The organism is Dactylosporangium sp. NPDC051484 (assembly GCF_040689395.1).
GTDB lineage: Bacteria > Actinomycetota > Actinomycetes > Mycobacteriales > Micromonosporaceae > Dactylosporangium.
The window spans coordinates 714701-735491 of the sequence record NZ_JBFAZX010000001.1 but is presented as its reverse complement, the minus strand read 5'-3'; the positions used below and the strand labels follow the sequence as shown (position 1 = coordinate 735491).

The 20791-nt window shown below is 70.5% G+C and carries 19 protein-coding genes, 1 other RNA gene and 1 pseudogene; 4 read left to right on the top strand and 17 right to left on the bottom strand.

Annotation, left to right across the window (positions count from 1 at the left end; all coding sequences use genetic code 11):
- The first annotated feature begins 237 nt into the window (after positions 1 to 237).
- Positions 238 to 1020: an S-methyl-5'-thioadenosine phosphorylase gene (locus AB0367_RS03565; protein WP_366224553.1), complete on the top strand. Its 783-nt coding sequence runs from the start codon at positions 238 to 240 to the stop codon at positions 1018 to 1020.
- Here AB0367_RS03565 and AB0367_RS03560 read toward each other — a convergent pair.
- From AB0367_RS03560 to AB0367_RS03545, 4 genes are all read right to left on the bottom strand, one after another.
- Positions 956 to 2029 carry a HAMP domain-containing sensor histidine kinase gene (locus AB0367_RS03560; protein ID WP_366224552.1) on the bottom strand — a complete coding sequence of 358 codons (1074 nt, stop codon included), beginning with the start codon at positions 2027 to 2029 and terminating at the stop codon, positions 956 to 958. The two genes, AB0367_RS03565 and AB0367_RS03560, sit on opposite strands and share 65 nt — an antisense overlap.
- On the bottom strand, positions 2022 to 2705 hold the full coding sequence (locus AB0367_RS03555; protein WP_366224551.1) for a response regulator transcription factor: 684 nt from the start codon (positions 2703 to 2705) through the stop codon (positions 2022 to 2024). Before AB0367_RS03555 ends, AB0367_RS03560 begins: the two co-directional genes overlap by 8 nt.
- A gap of 62 nt (positions 2706 to 2767) precedes the next feature.
- Complete coding sequence (locus tag AB0367_RS03550) at positions 2768 to 3160, bottom strand: hypothetical protein (protein WP_366224550.1); 393 nt, start codon at positions 3158 to 3160, stop codon at positions 2768 to 2770.
- 53 nt (positions 3161 to 3213) lie between these two features.
- The gene (locus tag AB0367_RS03545) at positions 3214 to 3666 is read right to left on the bottom strand and encodes a MarR family transcriptional regulator (RefSeq protein ID WP_366224549.1); all 453 of its coding nucleotides are present in this window, start codon (positions 3664 to 3666) and stop codon (positions 3214 to 3216) included.
- Between the two features lie 62 nt (positions 3667 to 3728).
- Between AB0367_RS03545 and AB0367_RS03540 the strand changes: the two genes are divergently transcribed.
- Positions 3729 to 5300, top strand: coding sequence for an MFS transporter (locus tag AB0367_RS03540; RefSeq protein ID WP_366224548.1), 1572 nt, complete (start codon positions 3729 to 3731; stop codon positions 5298 to 5300).
- A 61-nt stretch (positions 5301 to 5361) separates the two neighbouring features.
- Here the strand turns inward: AB0367_RS03540 and AB0367_RS03535 are convergent, their stop codons facing one another.
- From AB0367_RS03535 to AB0367_RS03520, 4 genes and pseudogenes are all read right to left on the bottom strand, one after another.
- A complete protein-coding gene (locus AB0367_RS03535; protein WP_366224547.1) occupies positions 5362 to 6345 on the bottom strand; it encodes an aldo/keto reductase in 984 nt (327 codons plus the stop codon).
- Between the two features lie 52 nt (positions 6346 to 6397).
- Positions 6398 to 6937 (bottom strand): YdcF family protein, encoded by a 540-nt coding sequence (locus tag AB0367_RS03530; RefSeq protein WP_366224546.1) that lies wholly within the window; start codon positions 6935 to 6937, stop codon positions 6398 to 6400.
- Positions 6938 to 7569: 632 nt separating this feature from the next.
- Positions 7570 to 8256: a hypothetical protein gene (locus AB0367_RS03525; RefSeq protein ID WP_366224545.1), complete on the bottom strand. Its 687-nt coding sequence runs from the start codon at positions 8254 to 8256 to the stop codon at positions 7570 to 7572.
- A gap of 37 nt (positions 8257 to 8293) precedes the next feature.
- Positions 8294 to 8446: pseudogene (locus AB0367_RS03520) on the bottom strand (IS110 family transposase); the annotation flags it as partial.
- Between the two features lie 467 nt (positions 8447 to 8913).
- Here AB0367_RS03520 and AB0367_RS03515 point away from each other — a divergent pair.
- The gene (locus tag AB0367_RS03515) at positions 8914 to 10143 is read left to right on the top strand and encodes a sigma-70 domain-containing protein (protein WP_366224544.1); all 1230 of its coding nucleotides are present in this window, start codon (positions 8914 to 8916) and stop codon (positions 10141 to 10143) included.
- Between the two features lie 306 nt (positions 10144 to 10449).
- On the opposite strand, the gene AB0367_RS03510 is transcribed toward AB0367_RS03515, so the two are convergent.
- From AB0367_RS03510 to AB0367_RS03470, 9 genes are all read right to left on the bottom strand, one after another.
- Positions 10450 to 10857 (bottom strand): hypothetical protein, encoded by a 408-nt coding sequence (locus tag AB0367_RS03510; protein WP_366224543.1) that lies wholly within the window; start codon positions 10855 to 10857, stop codon positions 10450 to 10452.
- Between the two features lie 121 nt (positions 10858 to 10978).
- Positions 10979 to 11352, bottom strand: a transfer-messenger RNA (tmRNA) gene (ssrA, locus tag AB0367_RS03505).
- A gap of 68 nt (positions 11353 to 11420) precedes the next feature.
- Entirely contained in the window at positions 11421 to 12803 is a 1383-nt protein-coding gene (locus AB0367_RS03500; protein ID WP_366224542.1) for an SRPBCC domain-containing protein, read from the bottom strand.
- A gap of 69 nt (positions 12804 to 12872) precedes the next feature.
- Complete coding sequence (gene smpB / locus AB0367_RS03495; RefSeq protein WP_366224541.1) at positions 12873 to 13352, bottom strand: SsrA-binding protein SmpB; 480 nt, start codon at positions 13350 to 13352, stop codon at positions 12873 to 12875.
- A gap of 154 nt (positions 13353 to 13506) precedes the next feature.
- Positions 13507 to 14382 (bottom strand): permease-like cell division protein FtsX, encoded by an 876-nt coding sequence (ftsX, locus tag AB0367_RS03490; protein ID WP_366224540.1) that lies wholly within the window; start codon positions 14380 to 14382, stop codon positions 13507 to 13509.
- Between the two features lie 67 nt (positions 14383 to 14449).
- Positions 14450 to 15130, bottom strand: coding sequence for a cell division ATP-binding protein FtsE (gene ftsE, locus AB0367_RS03485; protein ID WP_190251422.1), 681 nt, complete (start codon positions 15128 to 15130; stop codon positions 14450 to 14452).
- 202 nt (positions 15131 to 15332) lie between these two features.
- Complete coding sequence (gene prfB / locus AB0367_RS03480; protein WP_366224539.1) at positions 15333 to 16451, bottom strand: peptide chain release factor 2; 1119 nt, start codon at positions 16449 to 16451, stop codon at positions 15333 to 15335.
- A gap of 29 nt (positions 16452 to 16480) precedes the next feature.
- Positions 16481 to 16996, bottom strand: coding sequence for a PadR family transcriptional regulator (locus tag AB0367_RS03475; protein ID WP_366224538.1), 516 nt, complete (start codon positions 16994 to 16996; stop codon positions 16481 to 16483).
- Positions 16997 to 17103: 107 nt separating this feature from the next.
- Positions 17104 to 18996 (bottom strand): serine/threonine-protein kinase, encoded by a 1893-nt coding sequence (locus AB0367_RS03470; protein WP_366224537.1) that lies wholly within the window; start codon positions 18994 to 18996, stop codon positions 17104 to 17106.
- 124 nt (positions 18997 to 19120) lie between these two features.
- On the opposite strand from AB0367_RS03470, the gene AB0367_RS03465 reads away from it, so the two are divergent.
- Positions 19121 to 20791 carry a hypothetical protein gene (locus tag AB0367_RS03465; protein WP_366224536.1) on the top strand — a complete coding sequence of 557 codons (1671 nt, stop codon included), beginning with the start codon at positions 19121 to 19123 and terminating at the stop codon, positions 20789 to 20791.

Genomic DNA, 20791 nt, shown 5'->3' with positions numbered 1-20791 from the left:
GCGCCCCGGCCGTTGCTTGATCCGGGCCGCGGTGAGCCGCGGCCGGTCGGGGGCTGGCCGGACGAATGCCCCTCCATCCCACCGAGATCCCCGTGCATGGACATCAGCCCCACCAGCAAACATCACCGACTGGGCGGCCGGTGATCGGACGCGCCGGGTGGATCTTCGCGAAGCGGGGTGCGAGGGTCATGTCTCGCACCATAGCCTGACCCGAGCGTCCCGGTTAGGGTCTGTTCCGTGACCTCACTCGCGGACGTCGCCGTGATCGGCGGCTCGGGGCTTTACTCGCTGCTCGACGACGCCGAGGAACACGTGGTCGACACGCCGTATGGCCCACCGGCGGACGCGATCACGATCGCCTCGGTTGGCGGGCGGCGCACGGCGTTTCTGCCGCGGCACGGGCGGAACCATCAGTACCCGCCGCACCGGATCCCCTATCGGGCGAACCTGTGGGCGCTCAGGGAGCTGGGCGTGGCGCAGGTGCTGGCGCCGTGCGCGGTGGGCGGGCTGCGGCCGGAGCTCGGGCCGGGCACGTTCGTGGTGCCCGACCAGCTGATCGACCGAACGTCGGGGCGGGTGCAGACGTTCTACGACGACGGGGCCGTGCACGTGAACTTCGCCGACCCGTATTGCGCGACCGGGCGGGCCGTGGTGGCGAAGGTGGCCGCCGAGCACGGCATCGAGGCCGGCGACGGCACGATGGTGGTGGTCGAGGGGCCGCGCTTCTCCACGCGGGCGGAGTCGCGCTGGTACACAAGCATGGGCGGCGCGGTGGTGAACATGACCGGCCACCCAGAGGCAGTGCTCGCCCGCGAGCTGGCGTTGTGCTACACGTCGATCGCGCTGGTCACGGACCTCGACGCGGGCGTGGAGGGGGACCACGGCGTCACCCAGGAGGAGGTCTTCCGGGTCTTCGCCGAGAACACCGACCGGCTGCGGCGGGTGCTGCTCGACGTCATCCCGCGGTTGCCGGAGCGGCCTGATGACCCGTGCCGGCACGCCCTGGACGGTCTGCGGTAGGTAGCCGCACCACGAAGCGGCAGCCCTCGCCGACGTTGTCGACGGCCACGGCGCCGTGGTGGGCCTCGACGAGGCCGCGCACGATGGCGAGGCCGAGTCCGCCGCCCGCGTCCTTCGCGGGGGTACGCGCCGGTGCCCCGCGAAACGCCACGTCGAACACCCGCGGAAGGTCGGCCTCCGCAATGCCGCCGCACGTGTCACTGACGGCCAGCCAGCCGCCCCCGGTGTCCTGTCCGCCGGTGACCGTGACGGTGCCGTCGGGCGGGGTGTAGCGGATGGCGTTGCGGATGAGGTTGTTCACGACCCGGGACAGCTCGGGGACGGATCCGCGGACGACGGGCCAGCCGGCGGTACCCCCGGAAGGCTCCGCGACGATCCGGATGTTCCCGGCGGCGGCCAACGGCGTCGCCGAGGCGATGGCGTCGGATATGACGTCGCCGAGCGGCACGTCGGACAGCGACAGCCGCAGGGCGCCGGCGTTGATCCGGGACAACTCGAACAGGTCGTCGACGAGCGCGGCCATGCGGTCGGTCTCGGCGCTGATGCGTCGGTGATAGTCGGCGACGGTCTGCGGGTCGGACACGACGCCGTCGTCGAGCGCCTCGGCCATGGCCCGCAGGCCGGCGAGCGGGGTGCGCAGGTCGTGCGAGACCCAGGCGACGAGCTCGCGCCGGCGCGCCTCGGCCTCGCGCTCCCGCTCGCGTGCCTCGGCGGCCCACATGCTGGCCCGGGCGAGGCGCCGGCCGGACCACAGCCCGACGGCGAGCGAGACGGTGGCCGCCGTGCCCACGACGATGAGCAGCACGTGCAGGTCGTGGTCGGAGATGAACATCCGCATCGCCGCGCCGAGGATGCCGGTCAGCACGCTCAGCACGGTGACGAGCAGGATCACCCCGATGTGCGCGGTGACGGAGCGGCCGCGCAGCGCCCGAAGCACGCCGAGGCCGGCGACGGCGACGGCGAGCGAGCCGCCGAGCGCCATCAGGAAGGTGTAGAGGACGTCACGCATATTCGTACCGGTATCCGACGCCCCAGACGGTCAGGATGCGCCGGGGATCGGCGGGGTCGTCCTCGACCTTCTCCCGCAGCCGTCGCATGTGGACGGTTACGGTGGACTGGTCGCCGAACGTCCAGCCCCACACCTGCTCCAGCAGCTCGGCGCGGCGCAGCACCCGCCCGGGGTTGCGCATCAGGAACACGAGCAGGTCGAACTCGCGCACGGTGAGCGCCAGCTCCCGGCCGCGCAGGGTCGCCAGGCGCCGCGCGACGTCGACCCGCAGGTCTGCGTCGACGAGCTCGCCGGCCTGCGCCTGCGGGAACGCGCTGCGGCGCAGGACGGACTGCACGCGCAGGACCAGCTCGCGGGGTGAGAAGGGCTTGGTGACGTAGTCGTCGGCGCCGATCTCCAGGCCCAGCACGCGGTCGGACTCCTCGCCGAGCGCGGTGAGCATGATGATCGGCAGGCCGGGGTCCTGAGTGCGCAGCCGGCGGCAGGCCTCCAGCCCGTCGATGCCGGGCAGCATGAGGTCGAGCACCACCAGGTCGGGGCGTTCGAGGCGGTAGGCGTCCAGCGCCGCCTGGCCGTCGCCGGCGAGCCGGACGCTGAAGTCCGCCCGCTCCAGGTATCGCCGGACGACGTCGCTGACGGTCGGATCGTCGTCCACGACGAGCACGCGCTGCCCCATCGTTCGAGCGTAGAGCGCGCGCCGCGGCGGACCCCGCGCCGCGGGTGGCCGTAAGCGGACCGTCAGGTCTCGCCGCCGAGGTCGGTCACATAGGCCTCGTACAGCAGGTCGGCGCCGCGCTGGCGATGCTGCCACACCTCACGGATGAGCAGGTCCACGTGCTCGCGGACCCACTCGTGCGAGTGCGGGTCCGCCAGAGGGCCCTCCAGCTCGTCCAGCGCCGTCCAGACCGAGCGATGCTCGCCCACGAGATCGTCGAGATACGACGCCAGGCGCGGCGCATCGTTGATCACGCCCGCGTAGAGGCCCGCCGGGCCCTCCGTCACCTCGACGTGTTCGGCGAAGGCCGCTTTGAGCTGTGCCACCGCGCGGCTCACCTCGGGCCGCCACGCCGGGTCGCCGACCGGCGTCTGGATGGCGTGTTGCATGAGTTGAATGCCGTCGAGCAGTTCCATGCCGCACCTCCCGCCCCATCCATGATGTGACTTGGAACACACTCCTGTCTAGATCAGAGCGTGGGGATCTCCTCGCCATCCGCGGCAGCGGCCTCGGTCATCCGGACCAGCCAGGCGTTGACGACGGCGAGCTCCTCCGGGGTGAAGCCGGCCGCGAGCCGGGCCTCGACGGCCCGGACGGTCGGCATCGCCTCGCCGAGCCGGGCGCGGCCCGCCTCGGTCAGGAAGATCTGCTGCGAGCGCCGGTCGCTGGGGTGCGGGCGGCGCTCGACCAGGCCGGCCCGCTCGAGCCCGCCGAGCATCTCGTTGGCCGACTGGCGGGCGGTTGAGACCTTGCGCGCCACGTCCGCCACGGAGAGCCCGGGCGCCTCGTCCAGCATCAGCAGCGACGCGAACTGCGCGACCGACAGATCGTGTTGGACCAGCGCCTCGGCCACGACCCCGCGCAGGGCGAGCCAGGCGTGCCGGACGAGGAAGGTCGAGCAGGCGTCCGAGGCGGCGTTCACGCGACCATTGTGCGCCGCCGGGCTATTGACAGGTACCTGTCATTCCTGCGAACGTGGCAAACGTGACCGTCAGGGACCTGTCAATCAACGTACCCCGGCAGCGCCGAGTGCTGTCGGTCCTCGTGATCGCCGCGGTACTCATCTGGATCGACACCACCATCCTGGGCATCGCCCTGGAGCGCATCGCGGACCCGCGCACCGGCCTCGGCGCGACGCCGGGCGAACTGCAGTGGGCCGTCGGCTCGTACGCGCTGGTCTTCGCCACCGCGCTCTTCGCCGCCGGCGCGCTCGGCGACCGCTACGGCCACCGCACGATCCTCGTGCTCGGCCTGCTCTGCTTCGGCGCCGCGTCGGTCTGGGCCGCCGAAAGCCAGCATCTGGCCGGCGGCGCGACCGGCCTGATCCTGGCCCGCGGCCTGATGGGCCTGGGCGGCGCGATGATGATGCCGACCTCGATGGCGATCATCGGCGCGACCTTCCCACCCGAGCGCCGGGCCGGGGCGATCGCCGCGTGGTCGGCCTCCAGCGGCGTGGGCGTGGCGCTCGGCCCGCTGCTCGGCGGCGTGCTCGTGGACCACTTCTGGTGGGGCTCGGTCTTCCTGGTCAATCTGCCCGTCGTCGCGCTGGCGCTGATCGGGGTCGCGGTCGCCGTACCGAATCCGAAGCTGGCGCAGCGGCGACGCCCTGACCCGGTCGGGTTGGCACTGTCCACGGCCGGGCTCGCACTCCTCGCATACGGGCTCATCGAGGCCGGCCAGGACACCGACTGGGCCCGCTGGCGGGTGTGGGGCCCGGTCGCGCTCGGCCTCGCGCTGCTCGTGCTGTTCACCGTCTTCCAGTGGCGCTCCCCCGAGCCGTCGTTCGACCCGCGGCTATTCCGCAACGGCCGGTTCAGCGCCGGCAACCTCGCCCTGGCCGCGCTCTTCTTCGGCATCACCGGCCAGATGTTCTACGGCAACTTCTACCTGCAGGGCGCCCGCGGCATGAGCGCGCTGGACACCGGCCTGGCCTTCCTGCCCGGCGCGCTCGGCGTCGCCGCCGGCTCCCCGCTGGGCGCCCGACTGGCCCGGCGCTTCGGCGTCGGCCTGGTCAGCGGCGTGGGCCTGCTCGTCGTCGCGGGCGCGTTCCTCACCAACCTGACCTTCGACGTCGACACGCCGCTGGTCTACTTCTGCACCGTCGGGTTCGTCAGCGGTACCGCGATGGGCCTGGCGATCGCGCCCACCGTGGCCGCCGTCATCGCGGCCCTGCCGCTGGACCGGATGGGCGCCGGGTCGGCGGTGAACAACACCGTCCGGCAGGTGGGCAGCGTGCTCGGCATCGCGCTGCTCGGCACGATCCTCACCACGACCTACCGGGACCGGATCGAGCCGTCGCTGGCGAGCCTGCCGGCCGAGGCCCGCGACGCCGCCTCGCCGTCCGCGGAACACACCCGCGCGGTCGCCGAGGCGCTGCAACGCCCGGACCTCGCCGACGCGGCCAACCATGCGTTCATCGCGGCCATGCACGTGACCGCGGCGTCCGCGGCGGTCGTGGCATTCCTGGGTGCGGTACTGCTGATGCTCGCCTTCCGCGCCCGCCGTTCCCAGGCGGCCACCCAGCGCCCCGAACCGGCGCTCGCCGGCCGCCCGTGACCACACCTGGTAAAGGAATGGTCAGGATTGTCCGTGGTCTGGCCGCCGACCTCGGCAGGCTTCATCCCCGGCCCATCAACCTCTCCACCTCGCCCAGTTCGGACGGCGTCAGCGGGCCGTGGGCCAGCGCGCCGGCGTTCTCCTCGACCTGGGCGACCGTGCGGCAGCCCGGGATCGGAACCGTCCGCGGATCGTATGCCCACACCCACGCCAGCGCGCCCTGCGCCAGGGTGCGCCCGCCCGAGGTCAGCACGTCGCGGATGCCCTCGATACGGGTCAGGAACTCAGGTGTGGGGCGGCCGTCGGTGAAGTACGTCATCCACTCCGGGCTCAGCCCGCGCACGTCGTCGCGGGGCAGCACCGAGTCCGCCGTGTACCGCCCGCCGAGCAGCCCCATCGCCAGCGGCCCACGCACGATCACGCCGAGGTCGTGGCGCTCGGCGACGGGCAGCACCCCGAACGAGCCCCGCAGCACCGAGAGGTCGGCCTGGATCGCGGTGCAATGCCGGCCCGCGGCCGCGAACGCGTCGGCGCGCTCGGGGTGGTCGGTGCTCCAGCCATACGCCCGGATGAGCCCCTGCGCGACCAGGTCCTCCAGCACCGGCACCAGCTCGAGCGCGGCCGGGATCGGCAGCTCGTTGATGTGCAACTGGTAGAGGTCGATGCGGTCGGTGCCCAGCCGGCGCAGCGACTCGCGCACCGAATGGCCGACGGCGGCCGGCGAGCCGTCCTGGGGGCCCGCCTGGCGGGTGCGCTCGTCGAAGGTCCCGCCGAACTTCGTGGCGATCACGACCTCGTCCCGGCGGCCGGCCAGGGCGCGGGCGAGGACCCGCTCGCTGTGCCCGGCGCCGTAGACGTTGGCGGTGTCGAAGAACGTGACGCCGAGGTCGAGCGCGCGGTGCACGGCCCGGATCGACTCCTCGTCGTCGACCTCGCCCCAGCCGAACGGCTGCTCGCCGCTCCAGAACGGGCCGCCGATCGCCCAGCAGCCCATGCCCAGCGCGCTGACCTCGATGCCGCTGTGTCCCAGAAATCGCGTTTTCATGCGGTCGACGCTGCCACCTGGAGCGCGCTCCAGGTCAACAGGTCGATCGCGGTCAGCAGTTCGTCTGCACGAACTCCGCCTTTCCGGACGCGGCCCATTGATACGGAATCTGCCGGAACCAGTAGAGCGGTGGTAGATGCGAGGTGGCCACGTACACCTGGCCGGGGAAACAGCGGGTTACGCGCAACCGCGCGCGCCATGCGTGATCGGCGGTCGTCACGAGAACGACCGAATGCCAGCCGTACTGCTGCGCGAGCCGACCGATCGCCCGCGCCTCGCCGCGGGTCGTGTTCGGGTCGGGGTGGAAACACAGCACCGTCACACCGGGCTCCGCCGGCAGGCAGTGGCCCGATTCGGCGTCGGACTCCAGCGTGGACTGCACGAGATAGTCGGCGCGGTGCGCCTTGGCCAGCTCGATCGCGAGCCGGTCCCGGTCGTCGTTGCCCGGCCCGGCCAGCTCGACGATCGCATCGAAGTGCGCCGGGAGCGCGGGCAGGCGTGGCCACACGAAATACCTCGCGGTAAATCCAAGAAAGCCGATGAGCGTGATCGAAACGATGATCAAAATACGACTCCGCCACCTCCGGACCATGCACTACAGCATTCCAGCTGCGGTTGCGGAAAGGGTGGAAGTTGCATCGGAAGTCGCCCGATTTCTGCAGACATGAGGTACGTGTGAGAATGCACTGGTAGCCATTCACCAGCGCATTCCCGGCGACTCCTCAGCCGTGATCTACATCACTCGTCGCGCAGCACCTCGCGCAGCCGCGGCGCGAAACCGGGCGGGTCGAGCACAAATTCGATGCACCCACCCGGGAACGGCACCGGCTCGGCGTCGAGCAGCGCCGCCATCGCATGCGAGGTGCGGTCCAGCAGCTGACCGGCCGGGTCCTTGCCGAGGCCCGATCACGATCCGCGCGCCGCTGGCCGCAGCGCCCGTCTTGATGATCGCCTATCTCCGCGTTCGCGGTGCCCGATGCAGCAAAGCACCGGTGTCGACTTCAAACACGAACGGCTCGCGCGCCGTCAACACCCCGCCCGCTTCGACTACAGCGTGCTCGACATAGCCGGAGCCGTCGAGTCGGAAGAGTCGCCAGCCAAATCTCCGTCTGTCGGCCGGAGCGCTCCAACTGCCGCGACTCCGGCGCTTCCACATCGAGCGATCAGTCGACTGCCGCGTGCAGCAGCCGGGCCTGCGTACCGTCGTCGACACCGGCCAGCAGCTCACCACCGCGCAGCGTGACCGTGAGATGGTGCTGCCGGCCGCAGGACAGTTCGGCCGGGCGCGGGTACCGGCCGCCAGCCGATCCCGTCGGTGGTCAGCCAGAGGCGATAGGTGGTGCCGTCGCAGACCACCGCTACCGCGTGGCCGTCGCTGACCGCCAGGCCGGCAACCCGGGGCACCTCGGTGCCGCTCGTCGATCCGAACGGTCGCGCCGACTGCCAGCCGCCCGCGTGACCCCGGAGCCAGGAGGCGAAGCGTCCTTGGCGTACCCCCACCGCGAGCGCCCCGTCCGACCAGCCCGCGATCCGTTCGACCGCCGTGTCCCCTGCCGCGTCCGGGAGCACCTCGCGCTGCCAGGCCACGCCGTCCGTCGACCGCCACGCCAGGGGTTCGCGGGCGGCGCCGGGCGAGTTGCGGCGCTGCAGGGCACCGGCGAGCAGCCACGTACCGTCGGCCAGTGCGGCAGCCGCGCTCGCCTCGGTCATCGCGGCGGCGTCCGAGGAGAGCGCTGGGTCGCCGTCGACGAGGGAGAACTGGCTGCCGTCCGACGACCGCCACACCACCGCGCCGGCCCGGCCGTTCGCGCCGTGACGGTTGCCGGCCAGCACGAACCCGCCCGGGCCGGCGGCAACGGCGTTGACCCCGATCGCGGCGTTGCCGCCGAACAGCTCGAACCGAGCGGGCACCTCCCGCCGCGGTCATCGGGGTGTCCCTATGGGTTTGTCAAGCCGCGAGGCGTGGTTCGTCCGCTGTTCTGTGCTGGTCTGGGCGCTTGGTGCGGAGCATGGCGTAGAGGACGTCGACGCGTCGTCGGGCGAGGCAGATGAGGGCGGCGTTGTGTTTCTTACCCTCGGCGCGTTTCCGGTCGGCGCGAGAAATGCGGAACCACGAAGGCGAAAGCCCCCCACGATGCCCAGCCGCAAGATCTCGTCCACCCGCCGAAGGCCCCCGGTGAGCGGATCGCAGTGCTCGCCCCCCTTCGCCGCGCCGGGGCCTTTCCCAGCGATGCACGAGCAGGCGATGCGACGGTTGGCCAGGTGACTGGCCTTGTCGCGGTCGAGTAGCTGACGACGCAGCGAGCCGACACCACCCGAGGCCCGGCTCTGTTGATCATGTCGAACTCGCTCGGCGCGCAGTCCTAACGCCAGCGCGCCGAGCGGACTGTTCAACCGCATTCCCGCCTGGGGGTCGCGTCGTTAAGTTTGGTGTTAATTAGGGCCGAACAGCCCGAGGGTGAATAGGCACAACGATAACCACGCTCGCCGGGTTACCCGATTTCAGGCGCGAGTCACAAATCGGACGATTCATCTTCTATATTCGGTTATTGGCATAAATTATCAGGCATGACCCGAAACCGAAAAAGCGGCGTGATTCCGCCCAATCTGTCACGTCGGCAGGCTGGGCAATATGTCATCGAGGCCGCATTGGCGGCTCTAGGCATGCGCCCGGTCGAGCTGTCCCGGCTGACCGGCCACGCGCCGGCCACGATCTCGCGGTACCGAGCCGGCCGTGGCGTGCCGACCAAGGCGTTCCTGCTTGACCTGCTCGACAAGGCGCCCAACGCCGGCTTTACCTTCGACCAAATCGCGTCGCGGCTCGGCCATGGATGGAGCGGCATTAAGGACCCGAGCCGCTACAAGCGATTCGCCGACTACTTCGCCGACGTCCGCGTCCTAGAGCGCAGGAACCGAGCCCAGTTCGCGATCAAGCTTGGTATCACGATCGACGACGTTCGCGACTTGGAACACGGCGTGCTGCCCGACGAAACCCTGATCAAAAGGTTCACCAGAACATTCCTGCGTCCCGACCACTCTTACAAGCACGTGATCAACGCGTTTCCTCCGCTGCGGCCGACCGAGGTCGCCCGGCAGTTGCGGGACCGGTGCCTCGAGTTCCAGCATCTCCCGAAGGACGATCCAGTGAGACGGGCGATGGAAAACGCCATCATCGAAGAGTGCGTACCGATGGCCCAGCGCATCGCGAAATCGGTGGCCGGGCGTTATCGCAGATCGGACCTCGCCGAGGAGATTCTGGGCCTCGGCCTCGTGCTGGCGGTGCGGGAGCACGATCCGCGACGAGGCTACCTGCCCGGTTTCCTTTGGGTGCGAATCAAGGCGGTGGCCAGGGGAATCCTGTGGTCCGGGATGCAGACTGGCGTAACGAGGGCCCTGCGCGACTACGGACTCATGATCCGCGAGGCGGAGGAGTTTTTGTTGCATGACTTCGGCCGGCACCCGACCGACGCCGAAATCGCCCAGCACCTCGACGTCAAGGTCGAAGTCGTCCGCGAGGTGAACCAGGCGCTCCTGGCCAGCGACACCCTGCTCACCGACGACTTCGAGCTGCTGTTGCAAGACGTCGTCGGGATGAGCGTCGCCACCCGTCTATGGGCGGACACTGACAACGTGCTGGTCGCGCGCTTCCGCCGACTCTCGCCATCGGAGCAGGAACTGCTCTTTCTCTTCTACTACGACCAGTTTCCGCCGCCCGAGATCGCCCGCCTCACGGGCCTGTCGGAGGCCGACATCTCCACCGACATCAAGTGGGCCGTGGCGAAACTGACCAACGGCTGAGCCCGGTACCTCCCCGGGGAAGGCGCGAAGCGCCCGGTGCGAGGGACGAACCCGCAATCCGGACGGCAAACAGCAGCAGACCCGCATCATGCGGAGGCACCGCGCCGAGGGCCCACCGTAGAACGATCCCCGTCCGGCGGGCACCGTGCATACGTTGCTTACTCGAACCCACCGTAGACGCCACCACGGTGTTCAGCGGGTGTGGTGGGCGAAACTCACCGGGGAGCTAGCAAAGCGAGCGCGAAGGATCCTCCGCCGCCAACGGCGAACGCCCCCTGCGTGAGCAGGGGGCGTTCAGCAGTGGAGCTAACGATGCAAAATCGGACAGCGAGTCGCAAAAGTTCTCGGCCACTCGATTGCCACGCGAGCCGAAATCCAGGACAGAATCAAGGTGCAGCTCGCCAAGCTCAACGCGCAGGAAGACCGCTTCCTCGATCTGGTCGCGATCCCGATTGGCCGCAGGACAAAATCGCGCAGCGGCTCCGCGGCATCCGTGACGAGCGAGGCCGGCTCGCGAGACAGCTCGAACACGTCCCGGACACCGCAGGTGCTCAGGATCGGATGCGCGAGCTTCTCGAACTCCTCAGAGACCCCCACGAGCTGTACCGCCAGGCGACGGCCAAGGCGCGCCAGGCGCTCAACCGGACGTTCTTCCACCGGCTCTACCTCGACGCCGACGACCAAGGGCCGTTCGTGGCGGCCGACGACCTCCAAGCCCAGGTCAAGCCCTTGGCCGAGATAGCAAGAGGCGAGGCCACCGATGTCGGTGACCCCGCCTCTGATGGCGATCTCCTCCGCGCCGCTCTTGCTGGCGCGGGCTCGATTACGCCCTCCATGGTGGAGGTGCCGGGAATCGAACCCGGGTCCTTCGTCGCTTTGTTAGGGCTTCTCCGAGCGCAGCTCGCTGTGCCTCTACTCGGCCCTACCAATCACGCGAGCGAGTTGGTATGACGGGCCCAGTCACGATTAGTCTCGCCGCGCGAGCCCCGTGACAGGACTCGGTTGGCCAGCCTTCTAGCTGATGCCGGTTACTGGGCCGAAGGCACTCCCAGACCGACAGAACTTCACCCTAGCTTAGGCAGCGAGAGCGAGTTCGGAGCGCTTGTAGTTGGCGCTTATAACTTTCCGACGACTGATTCGCGAGACAACGTCGGCTTCCTCGGCTCGCTTCCCCTATCGCCACAAACAAAGTCGAAACCAGTCACCCCCGCGCGGGTGGTGTTGGCTGCCGCACCCCTCGTGCGACTGATCAAGCGTAACGCCTCCCCGCCAGAGTTTCATCCCGGTATCCCGGAGCACTTCTGGCCGTCGATCGTGCAGGTGAAGGGTTCGTTGCGCAGGCCCAGGCCATCGACCTCGAAGCGCAGGGTCGCCGAGCCACCCGGCTTGATGGTTCGGGTCGCGTCCACCGAGGTGAAGGTCAGCCGTAGCCCCGTGCGGGTCATCACGCCGCCGGTGACGTTGCGGACGGTCAGGTCGAGCAGGGGCAGGACGATGCCGACCGCCCAGTCGTTCGCCGTGGTCTGGCTCGGGTTGCTGATCGTGACCGTGACGCGGTACGAGGTCAGGGTCAGATTCTCGGTCTTGTACGCCGCGGCGAGCTGCGCGATCCCCGCGGTGTCCTCCAGCGACGAAGCGGGGGACGCGGCGGAGAGCGGCGTGGAGGAAGGTGTGGAGGAAGGTGTGGACGACGGCGTGGCCGAGCGCGAGGTCGCGGGCGCGACCGGGCGGGACGCGCTGCGCGCGGGCTGCTCGGTGGCGGCCGGTATCGTCGCATGAATCGGGCCGGGGCCCTCCCGGCCGGTTTGCGGCGCCGCCGGTGGGTGCGTCGCGGTGGCCCTGCCGATCAAGATGCCGCCCATCGCCATCAGCAGCAGCACGGCGGCCCCGGCGGCCACCGCCTGGCTGCGCTGGTCCGCTGACCAGTCCCGCGCCCCCGCCAGCCATCGCCACCCGTTGCGCACCGCGGCGCCACCCCGGTCCGCGAGAGTTCCCATCCTGGCGGTGCGTACCGCGGCCGGGTGGGACGCGGCGCGCTGCGCGGGGACGCCGGCCGGCTCGGCGTCGGTGGATGTGACGTCGGCCGCGGTGAAACCGGGCACCGGTGTGGCCAGGGGCGGGCCGGCGGCCGAGCGGCTCGTCGCGTTGGGCTGGCGGGGCAGCCGGTTGAACGGCCCGCCGTGGTTGCGCCACGGCGTGGCCGGCGGCTCGGGCGGCGGCGTCACGTCCTGCGGCCGCTCGGCCGCTCGCGCGGCGATCTTCGCCAGGGTGGTCGCCAGCGGGCCTTCAAACAGGGAGGTGTACGTCGTGAGCAGTGCCTCCCGCCGCATGGTCCCCTGCCGACCCAGGAAGCCGCTCTGCGTGAGCGTGAAGCGGCTGCCCTCGCCGCGCTCGGCGAGGGTCACCGCGACGACCGTGTGCAGGTCGGTGGACTGCCAGCGCATCACCAGCCGGTGCGGGGCCTCGACGGTGACGAGCTGTCCCTCGATCGGGTCCTCCAGCCCCGCCAGGTCGCTGGCCCGGAAGGTGAAGGTGCCGTCGTCGCGCACCGTGAACCGCGTCGTCGGTAGCCAATCGGTGACCAGGCGGGCCTCGGTGAATGCGCGCCACACCAGCGACGGTGGATGCTCGAGGTCGACATCGACCCGAAACTCGGTCACGGAGGGACTATATGGCCTCAACGCATTGCTTGCAGAATGGCCGCGCGCTACTCACGCGCGAATGCGCATCTACTCAGCGTTGCCCTTGCCACGGCGGCCCATGACGCGGGCGATCTCTCGGTCGGCGTCGCGCTTCGCCAGGGTCTGACGCTTGTCGTACGCCTTCTTGCCCCGCGCCAGCGCGAGCTCGACCTTCGCCCACCCGTCCGCGAAGTACACCGACAGCGGCACCAGCGTCAGGCCACTCTCCCGCACCTTCACCCCGATGCGTTCGATCTCCTGGCGCTTCAGCAGCAGTTTCCGGATCCGCCGGGGCGGGTGGTTGGTCCAGGTGCCCATCGTGTACTCAGGGATGTGCATCGCATGGAGGAAGACCTCGCCGTCGGAGATCTGCCCGAACGCGTCCACGAGCGAGCACCGTCCGGCCCGCAGCGACTTGACCTCTGTTCCGGTCAGCGCGATGCCGGCCTCGAACGTGTCGAGAATCTCGTAGTCGTGGCGCGCCTTCCGGTTGGACGCGACCAGCTTGCGCCCCTTTTCGCGCGGCATCGACCCCTCCAGAGTTTTCTCGACCGGTCTGAAGACTATCGCGCCGGGCAAGAGCATTTATGGCACCGCCGGACATCGCGGCGGGCGCCCGAAACGGCGGAGGGCGGACCCCCGTGTCCGGGGATCCGCCCTCGCGGCCGGGAACGGCGCTACGTCAGACGCGCACGTAGAAGCGCAGCGTGACCCAGGCCGTGACGGCGCTGACCAGGCCGCCCGCGCCACACAGAACGGGCAGCATCAGCCAGATGTTGCTCCAGTCGACCGGCAGCAGGGCTAATGTCAGAGCCTTCAACGAGCCGTCGATGAAGACTATCTTCGCGGCCACGAGGGCACCGAAGGCCAGGATCGCGCCGATCAGGCCGGCGAAGACCGCCTCCAGCACGAACGGCATCTGGATGAACCAGTTCGAGGCGCCGACAAGCTTCATGACGGAGACCTCGCGCCGTTTGCTGTATGCGGCGACCTGGATCGTGTTGGCCACCAGGAGCAGCGCCGCCGCGCCCTGGACCACCGCGACCGTCAGAGCCAGCGTCTGCAGCGCCCCCAACAGGTCGAAGACGCGTTTGAGCAGCTGCTTCTGGTCGACGATGTCGCTGACGCCATCCTGGGTGCGGAACTGGTCGCTGAAAGCCAGGACCTTGTTCGGATCCTTGAGCTTGATCCGGAACGACTCGGGCAGCGACTCCGGCTTGGTCGCGCTGACGAGGTCGGGAGCGTCCTTGAACTGCACCTTGAAGCGGTCCCAGGCCTCATCCTTGGTCTCGTGCTTGTACGAGTCGACCAGGGCGTCGGCCTTCAGAGCGCTGTCGATGTTGTTGCGCTGCTCGTCCGTGACGTCGGCCTTGAGGAAGACGGACACCTCAATGCGCTGGTAGAAGTAGTCTTCCATCTTGCCGACCTGGAGGAAGAGCAGCAGGCTCGCGCCCAGCATGGTCAGCGACACCGTCATCGTGATGATCATCGCGATGGTCATCGTGACGTTGCGCCAAAGTCCGGTCAGGACCTCGGACAGGACGTATCTCACGCGCATCGGGTGGGGGTTCCTTCCCAGCGGACCCAGCAGGAGGACAGGGGGCGGTGCGGACTACGGCCGGAGGTCAGCCGTAAACACCGCGGGGCTGGTCCCGCACGATTCGGCCACTTTCGATCTCGACGACCCGGCGTCGCATCTGGTTCACGATGTTGGAGTCGTGCGTCACCATGACGACGGTGGTGCCGGTGCGGTTGATCCGGTCCAGCAGCCGCATGATCTCGATCGACGTGTCCGGGTCGAGGTTTCCGGTCGGCTCGTCGGCCAGCAGGATCAGCGGACGGTTGACGAAGGCCCGGGCCACCGCGACGCGCTGCTGCTCACCGCCGGAGAGCTCGTGGGGGTAGCGGTGCTCCTTGCCGCCGAGACCGACGAGCTCGAGCACCTCGGGGACGACGCGGCGGGCGACGCCCTTTGACTTGCCGATCACCTCGAGGGCGAACGCGACGTTCTCGTAGGCCGTGCGGTTCGGCAGCAGGCGGAAGTCCTGGAACACGCAGCCGATCTGGCGGCGGAACGCGGGAATGCGCCACGAGCGCATCGAGGTCACATCGCGCTCGTTCACGACGACCTTGCCCCGGTTAGGGGTCACCTCGTGCAGCAGCAACTTGATGATCGTGGACTTGCCTGAGCCGGAGGGACCGATGAAGAAGACGAACTCGCCCTTCTCGATGTTGACGGAGACATCGTCAAGGGAGGGGCGAGACGCCTTCGGATACGTCTTCGTCACGTGGTCAAGCCGAATCACGGGACGTGAGTCTACGCGGTGTCACAAGTGGGCCAAGTGCACGCGGTGCGTCACACGCGATTTGCCGGCGACGCGGACCCGAAGAAGGGAACGCGAACCGCAGGGCAGCGCTTGAATTCGCGGCCCAATGTGACGTACATCTCATTTTTTGAGCCGCGAAACCGCCGTCACGTTAAGTAATTGATGCACTCCAAAGCGATCATCACGCGGCGGTGCCGAGCTCCCGCTGCTTGCGCCACCGGATCCCGGCGTCGATGAACGCGTCGAGGTCGCCGTCGAAGACCGCGACCGGATTGCCCGTCTCGTGCTCGGTCCGCAGGTCCTTGACCATCTGGTAGGGGTGCAGCACATACGAGCGCATCTGGTCGCCCCAGGACCCCGCCACGTCGCCGCGCAGCGCGTCCATCTTCGCCGCCTCCTCGGCCCGCTTCACCGCCAGCAGCTTGGCCTTCAGCACGCCCATGGCGGTCGCCTTGTTCTGGATCTGGGAGCGCTCGTTCTGGCAGGACACCACGATGCCGGTCGGGATGTGGGTCAGCCGCACCGCCGAGTCGGTCGTGTTGACGCCCTGGCCGCCGGGGCCGCTGGAGCGGTAGACGTCGACCCGCAGCTCATCGTCGGGGATCTCCACGTCGTCGGTCTGCTCGACGACGGGCACGACCTCCAGCGCGGCGAACGACGTCTGGCGCCGGCCCTGGTTGTCGAACGGGCTGATGCGCACCAGCCGGTGGGTGCCGGACTCGACCGACAGCGTCCCGTAGGCATACGGCGCCTTCACCGCGAACGTGGCGGACTTGATGCCCGCTTCCTCGGCGTAGGAGGTGTCGTAGACGTCGGTGGCGTAGCCGTGGCGCTCCGCCCACCGCAGATACATCCGCAGGAGCATGTCGGCGAAGTCGGCCGCGTCGACGCCGCCGGCGCCGGCGCGGATCGTCACCAGGGCCTCCCGGGCGTCATACTCCCCGGACAGCAGCGTGCGGACCTCGAGCTCCTCGATCGCCTTGCTCAGGCCGGCGATCTCCTCGCCGACCTCGCTCAGCGAGCCGGAGTCACTCTCCGCCTCGGCGAGCTCGAGCAGCACCTGGGCGTCGTCGAGGCGCTGCCGCAGCCGCTCGAGCTTCGCGATCTCGCCCTGGACGTAGGACAGGCGCGAGGTCACCGTCTGCGCGGCGACCTGATCGTCCCACAGATTGGGAACCGATGCCTCCGCCTCAAGATCGGCCTTCTCCTTGCGCAGGCGATCGAGGTCGAGCACCGCCTCTATGTTGCGCAGGGTGCCGTCGAGGTCCTTGAGAGCTTCGGCGTGGTCCAGAGCAGTCACGCCTCAAGACTACGCCGGGTCGCGGACGGCTATTTGCCCGGCGCGCTCTTGAGCCACGTCAGCGCGGCCTTGTGATATCCGACCGCGAACTCCAGCGATGCGGAGAAGAAGTCGTCGCCCGACTTCTTGGCCTCTTTGGCCATCTCACGCGCCTCGGTGAGCGCCGCGCTGTGGTATTCGGCCGCCTGGGCATAGACCTCTTGCAGTTGGGCCGCCGACTGCTGTGCGCCGAACGCGACGCGCAGGGCCACCGGATTGCGCAGCGACTCGCGGCCGGCGGGCTCGGCAAGCCACCTGGCGAACGCGCGCTTGCCCGCCGGAGTGATCGCATATGGCTGGCTGGAGCGCGCGCCGGGCTTGCCGAGCTTGACGTAACCGGTGTCGGCCAGCGCGGGGAGCTCACGGTAGACCTGGCTGCGCGTCATCGACCAATACGGCCCGAGCCGCCGCTGCGCGGCCGCCATCAACTGGCCGCCTGTCATCGGCCCCTCGTGCAGCAGCCCCAGCAGGGCCGCCGCCGTCGCGTTGACTCCAGAATCCGCCATGACCCTACGCTGTCATCTTTCGACGACGCAGTCCAGGATTTCACGAAATCCACTGTGAACTGTCGCGCTGCGACTGTCGAGTTAGGACGGCCGGACCACCGGCCGTATCACGGGAACGCCGGAAACGTGGGGAAGGCCGGAAACGACGGGAACGACGGCCTCGCGTCGCCGATGCCGGGCAGGCCGGTCTTGGACGGCGTCGGTACCGTGGTCGGCTTCCTCGTCGGCGGCTTCTCACCCGCTCCCTGCGTGGCGGGCTCCCCCGGCTCCGAGGCGGACTCCCCCGGCGTGGCGCTCGCCCCAGGTGTGACGCTCGCCTCCGGGACGGCCTCGGCGGACACCGAGGCGGCCGGGACCGCAGGCGTGGTGGCGTTGACCTTCTGGTCACCGCCGGCCTTCCCGCCGCCGGGCAGCAGCAGGCCGCCCACCGCGAGCACCAGGATGAGCAGCAGGCCGCCACCGGCCGCGACCAGCAGGCGCCGCTGCCTGCGCGCCGTGTCGGAGGGCGGGCCCCCGGCCGGCGCGTCGTAGTCCTCGGCGAACAGCTCGCCCAGAAACTCGGCGGCCGGCCGGATCGGCTCGATCGGGGCCACCGGCGCGGCCGAGGGCTCCGGCGGCGCCGCGGCCGCCAGCACCTGGGTGACCGGCTCGTCGGCGACCGGCGCCGGGGTGTCGAGGCCCAGCACGGTCGGCGGCTCGTCCGCAGAGCCCTGCCACTGCGGTGGGATGATCATGCCGCCAGCGGGCTCCTCGCCGGGCGCCGGATCGGCCCAGAGCGGCTCGCCCGCCGCCACCGCCTCGGCCGCCGGATCCGCGACGGCAGCCGTCTCCGGCACGGCGGGAGGCTCCGAGGCAACCGCCGATTCCGGAACAACGGATGGTTCCGGAACAACGGGCGTTTCCGAAGCGAGCGGCAAGTCCGAAACATCCGCGATGCCAGGATCATCGAAAGGATTGGGAACCACCTGCGTGGGCTGCTCGGCGACCCCGTGCGGCTCCGTGGGTAGCTCTCCGATCGGCACCGCCATCATCAGCGCCGCCGACGCGGCGGCCGGCGAGGTGGGCGCGGTCGGCAGTGGCACCCAGTCCACCCGCCGGACGGGCGCCTGCACCGGTGCGGTCTGCTCGGCCGAGCGCTGCCAGAACGTGACCGCCTCAGCCGGCAGCCGGGGCAGCGGCTCGAAGCCGTCGAGCGCCCCCTCGGCGACGCGGAGCCGGCCAACGATCGACGCCGCCGGCGGCCGCATCCGCGGGTCGATCTCCATGCACGCCTCGATCATCGGCCACAGCGCGGCCGGCATACCGGGCGGCGGCACCGGCACGCAGTCGGCGTGGCGGCGCAGGACGTCGTTGGGTGAGCCGCCGCGGTACGGGCTGCGGCCGCAGATGAGCTCGAAGAGCACCACGCCGAGGGCGTAGACGTCGGCGGCCGGGCTCGGCGGGCCACCGCAGACGACCTCCGGCGCGACGTACTCCGGGGTGGCGTGCGTCGGCCCGGCGGGCCGGTCGAGGCGCCGCGCCACGCCGAAGTCGGCCAGCCGCACAGGCCCGCCGTCGGTCGGCACGAGCAGGTTGCCCGGCTTGACGTCGCCGTGGACGATCCCGTTGGCGTGCACGTACGCGAGCGCGTCGGCGATCTGCGCGACCACCTCGGCGGCGACCGCGGGCGGCAGCGGGCCGTCGGCACGCAGCCGTCGGCGCAGGTCGGGGCCGGCGATCAGCTCCATGGCGATCGCCAGCACGTTCTTGTCGGTGACCAGGTTCTTGACCCGGATCACGGACGGGTGTTCGAGTGCGGCCAGGAGCTCGGCCTCGCCGAGGAAACCGTCCTTGAGCTCGGGCACCTCGGCCGCTTCCGGGCGTAGCACCTTGACCGCGACCCACTCGTTCGCCTGTGTGTCGTACGCCCGCCAGACCGCCCCGATGGCGCCGCGGGCCACCTCCGACTCGAGCCGGTAGCGCTTGCCGAGAACCGTCTTCGCGCCGGTGACCGTCTTCATCGCCCGTCCCTCGCCATCCCCGTTGCCCCCTCCCCCGTGACGGTAGGCGAGCGCCGTCACGGCGGCCCACCCCCGTACGGCCCGTTGGCACAAAGACGGGAGTCGAGCTATAAGGTCAACTGTCGTGACGAGAGGCGCGCTGGTTCGCTGGCTGCAGGGTCTCGAGGCCCACGAGCTCGGCGAGGTGCTGCGCCGCCGTCCCGACGCGCTGACCGCGCCCGCGCCCGGTGATCTCAGCCAGCTCGCCGCGCGCCTGTCCGCCCGCGCCGCGGTGGCCGAGGTGGTGGCGACGCTGCCGCTGCCCGCACTGCAGGTGATCGAGGCGCTGGCGCGGCTGGGCGAGCCGCCCTTCCCACGCGCCCGGCTGGCCGAGACGCTGGGGCGCGAGCCGGACGACCCCGAGTTCGACGCCACGCTGCGGGTGCTGAGCCAGCGTGCGCTGGTCTGGCCGGCCGGCGACGAGCTGTGGACCTCGTCGTACCTGCTGCTCGACGCCGCCGCGCGCAACCCGCCCGAGGAGCCGTTCGAGCCCGTGCCGCCGGCGCCCGCGCTCGTCCCCGCCGACCGGGCCGCGATCCGCGCCGCCACGGCCGAATCCGCCGCCGCCCTGCTGGAGTACACGGCCGGGCTGCTGGCGGAGGCGGCCGAGCGCCCGCTGGCGCGGCAACGCGACGGCGGGGTCGCGGCCCGCGAGCACGCCCGGCTGGCCGGCCCGCTCGGCCTGGACGAGGCCCTCGTCGCGCATTTTGCCGATGTCGTACTGCATGCGGGACTCCTCGGCCCGGACGGCGCTCACCTGCAGCCGACGACGGCGTACCCGGACTGGCTCGACGCCCCGCCCGCCGCGCGCCTCGCCCGCCTGCTGTCGGGCTGGTGGGGCGGGTCGCCTGGGCCGGGTCGATCAGCGCGAGACCTCATCGAGCCGGACCAGGCGAAGGCGCTGCGCCGCGTGGTCATACGCGTCCTGCACGACCTGCCGCCGGACACCGCCGTGGCCGGCGCGGATTCGCTCGCGCCGCTGGTGCGCTGGACCGCCCCACTGACCGCGCGGGAGGTCGCGGACCTGCCGGCGGCGGTCGAGGGGGTGCTGGCCGAGGCGGCGCTGCTCGGCGTGTGCGCGCTGAGCGCCGCGGACACGTTCGCCGTCGGCCCGCTCGGACGCGCGCTGGCCGACGGGCGGCCGGTCGCCGAGGTCGCCAGGACGCTGCTGCCGGAGCCGCCACCCCCGGACCCCCTCCGGGTACGCCCGGTCGGCAGCGTCGTGACCAGCGACGACCCGGAACTGCTTGACGAGGTGGCTGCCGCGCTCGGGCTGGAGCGCTTCGCGCCGACGGTCGCCGGCTCCCGGGAGTCGGCCGCGGACGCGCTCGCCGCGCTGCGGGCGGCGGGCTACCGGCCGGTCAGCGACGGGCCGCGGGTGACGCTGCGGCGCGCGCCCGCGCCGGTCAGCGCGCGGCCGGCCGACCAGCGTGCCCGGCCCAAGCCGACCGTGGACCCCGGCGAGCTGGCGCGGCGACTCGCCGTACCGATGCAGCGAAATGCCTCACCGCTGGAGCAGATCCGGCATCGGGCGCCCCAGCTGCGCCCCGAACAGGCACAGTTGCTCGCCGACGCGGTCGAGCACGGTACGCCGATCTGGATCCGATACGTCGACGCGAACGGGCGCGCCTCCGAGCGGGTGATCGAGGACGCCGAGCTCGCCGGGTCGGTGATCGAGGCCTGGTGCCGGCTGCGCCGCGACGATCGCGCCTTCACGCTCGACAAGATCGTCGCGGTCGCCCGGCCGCGGGAATAG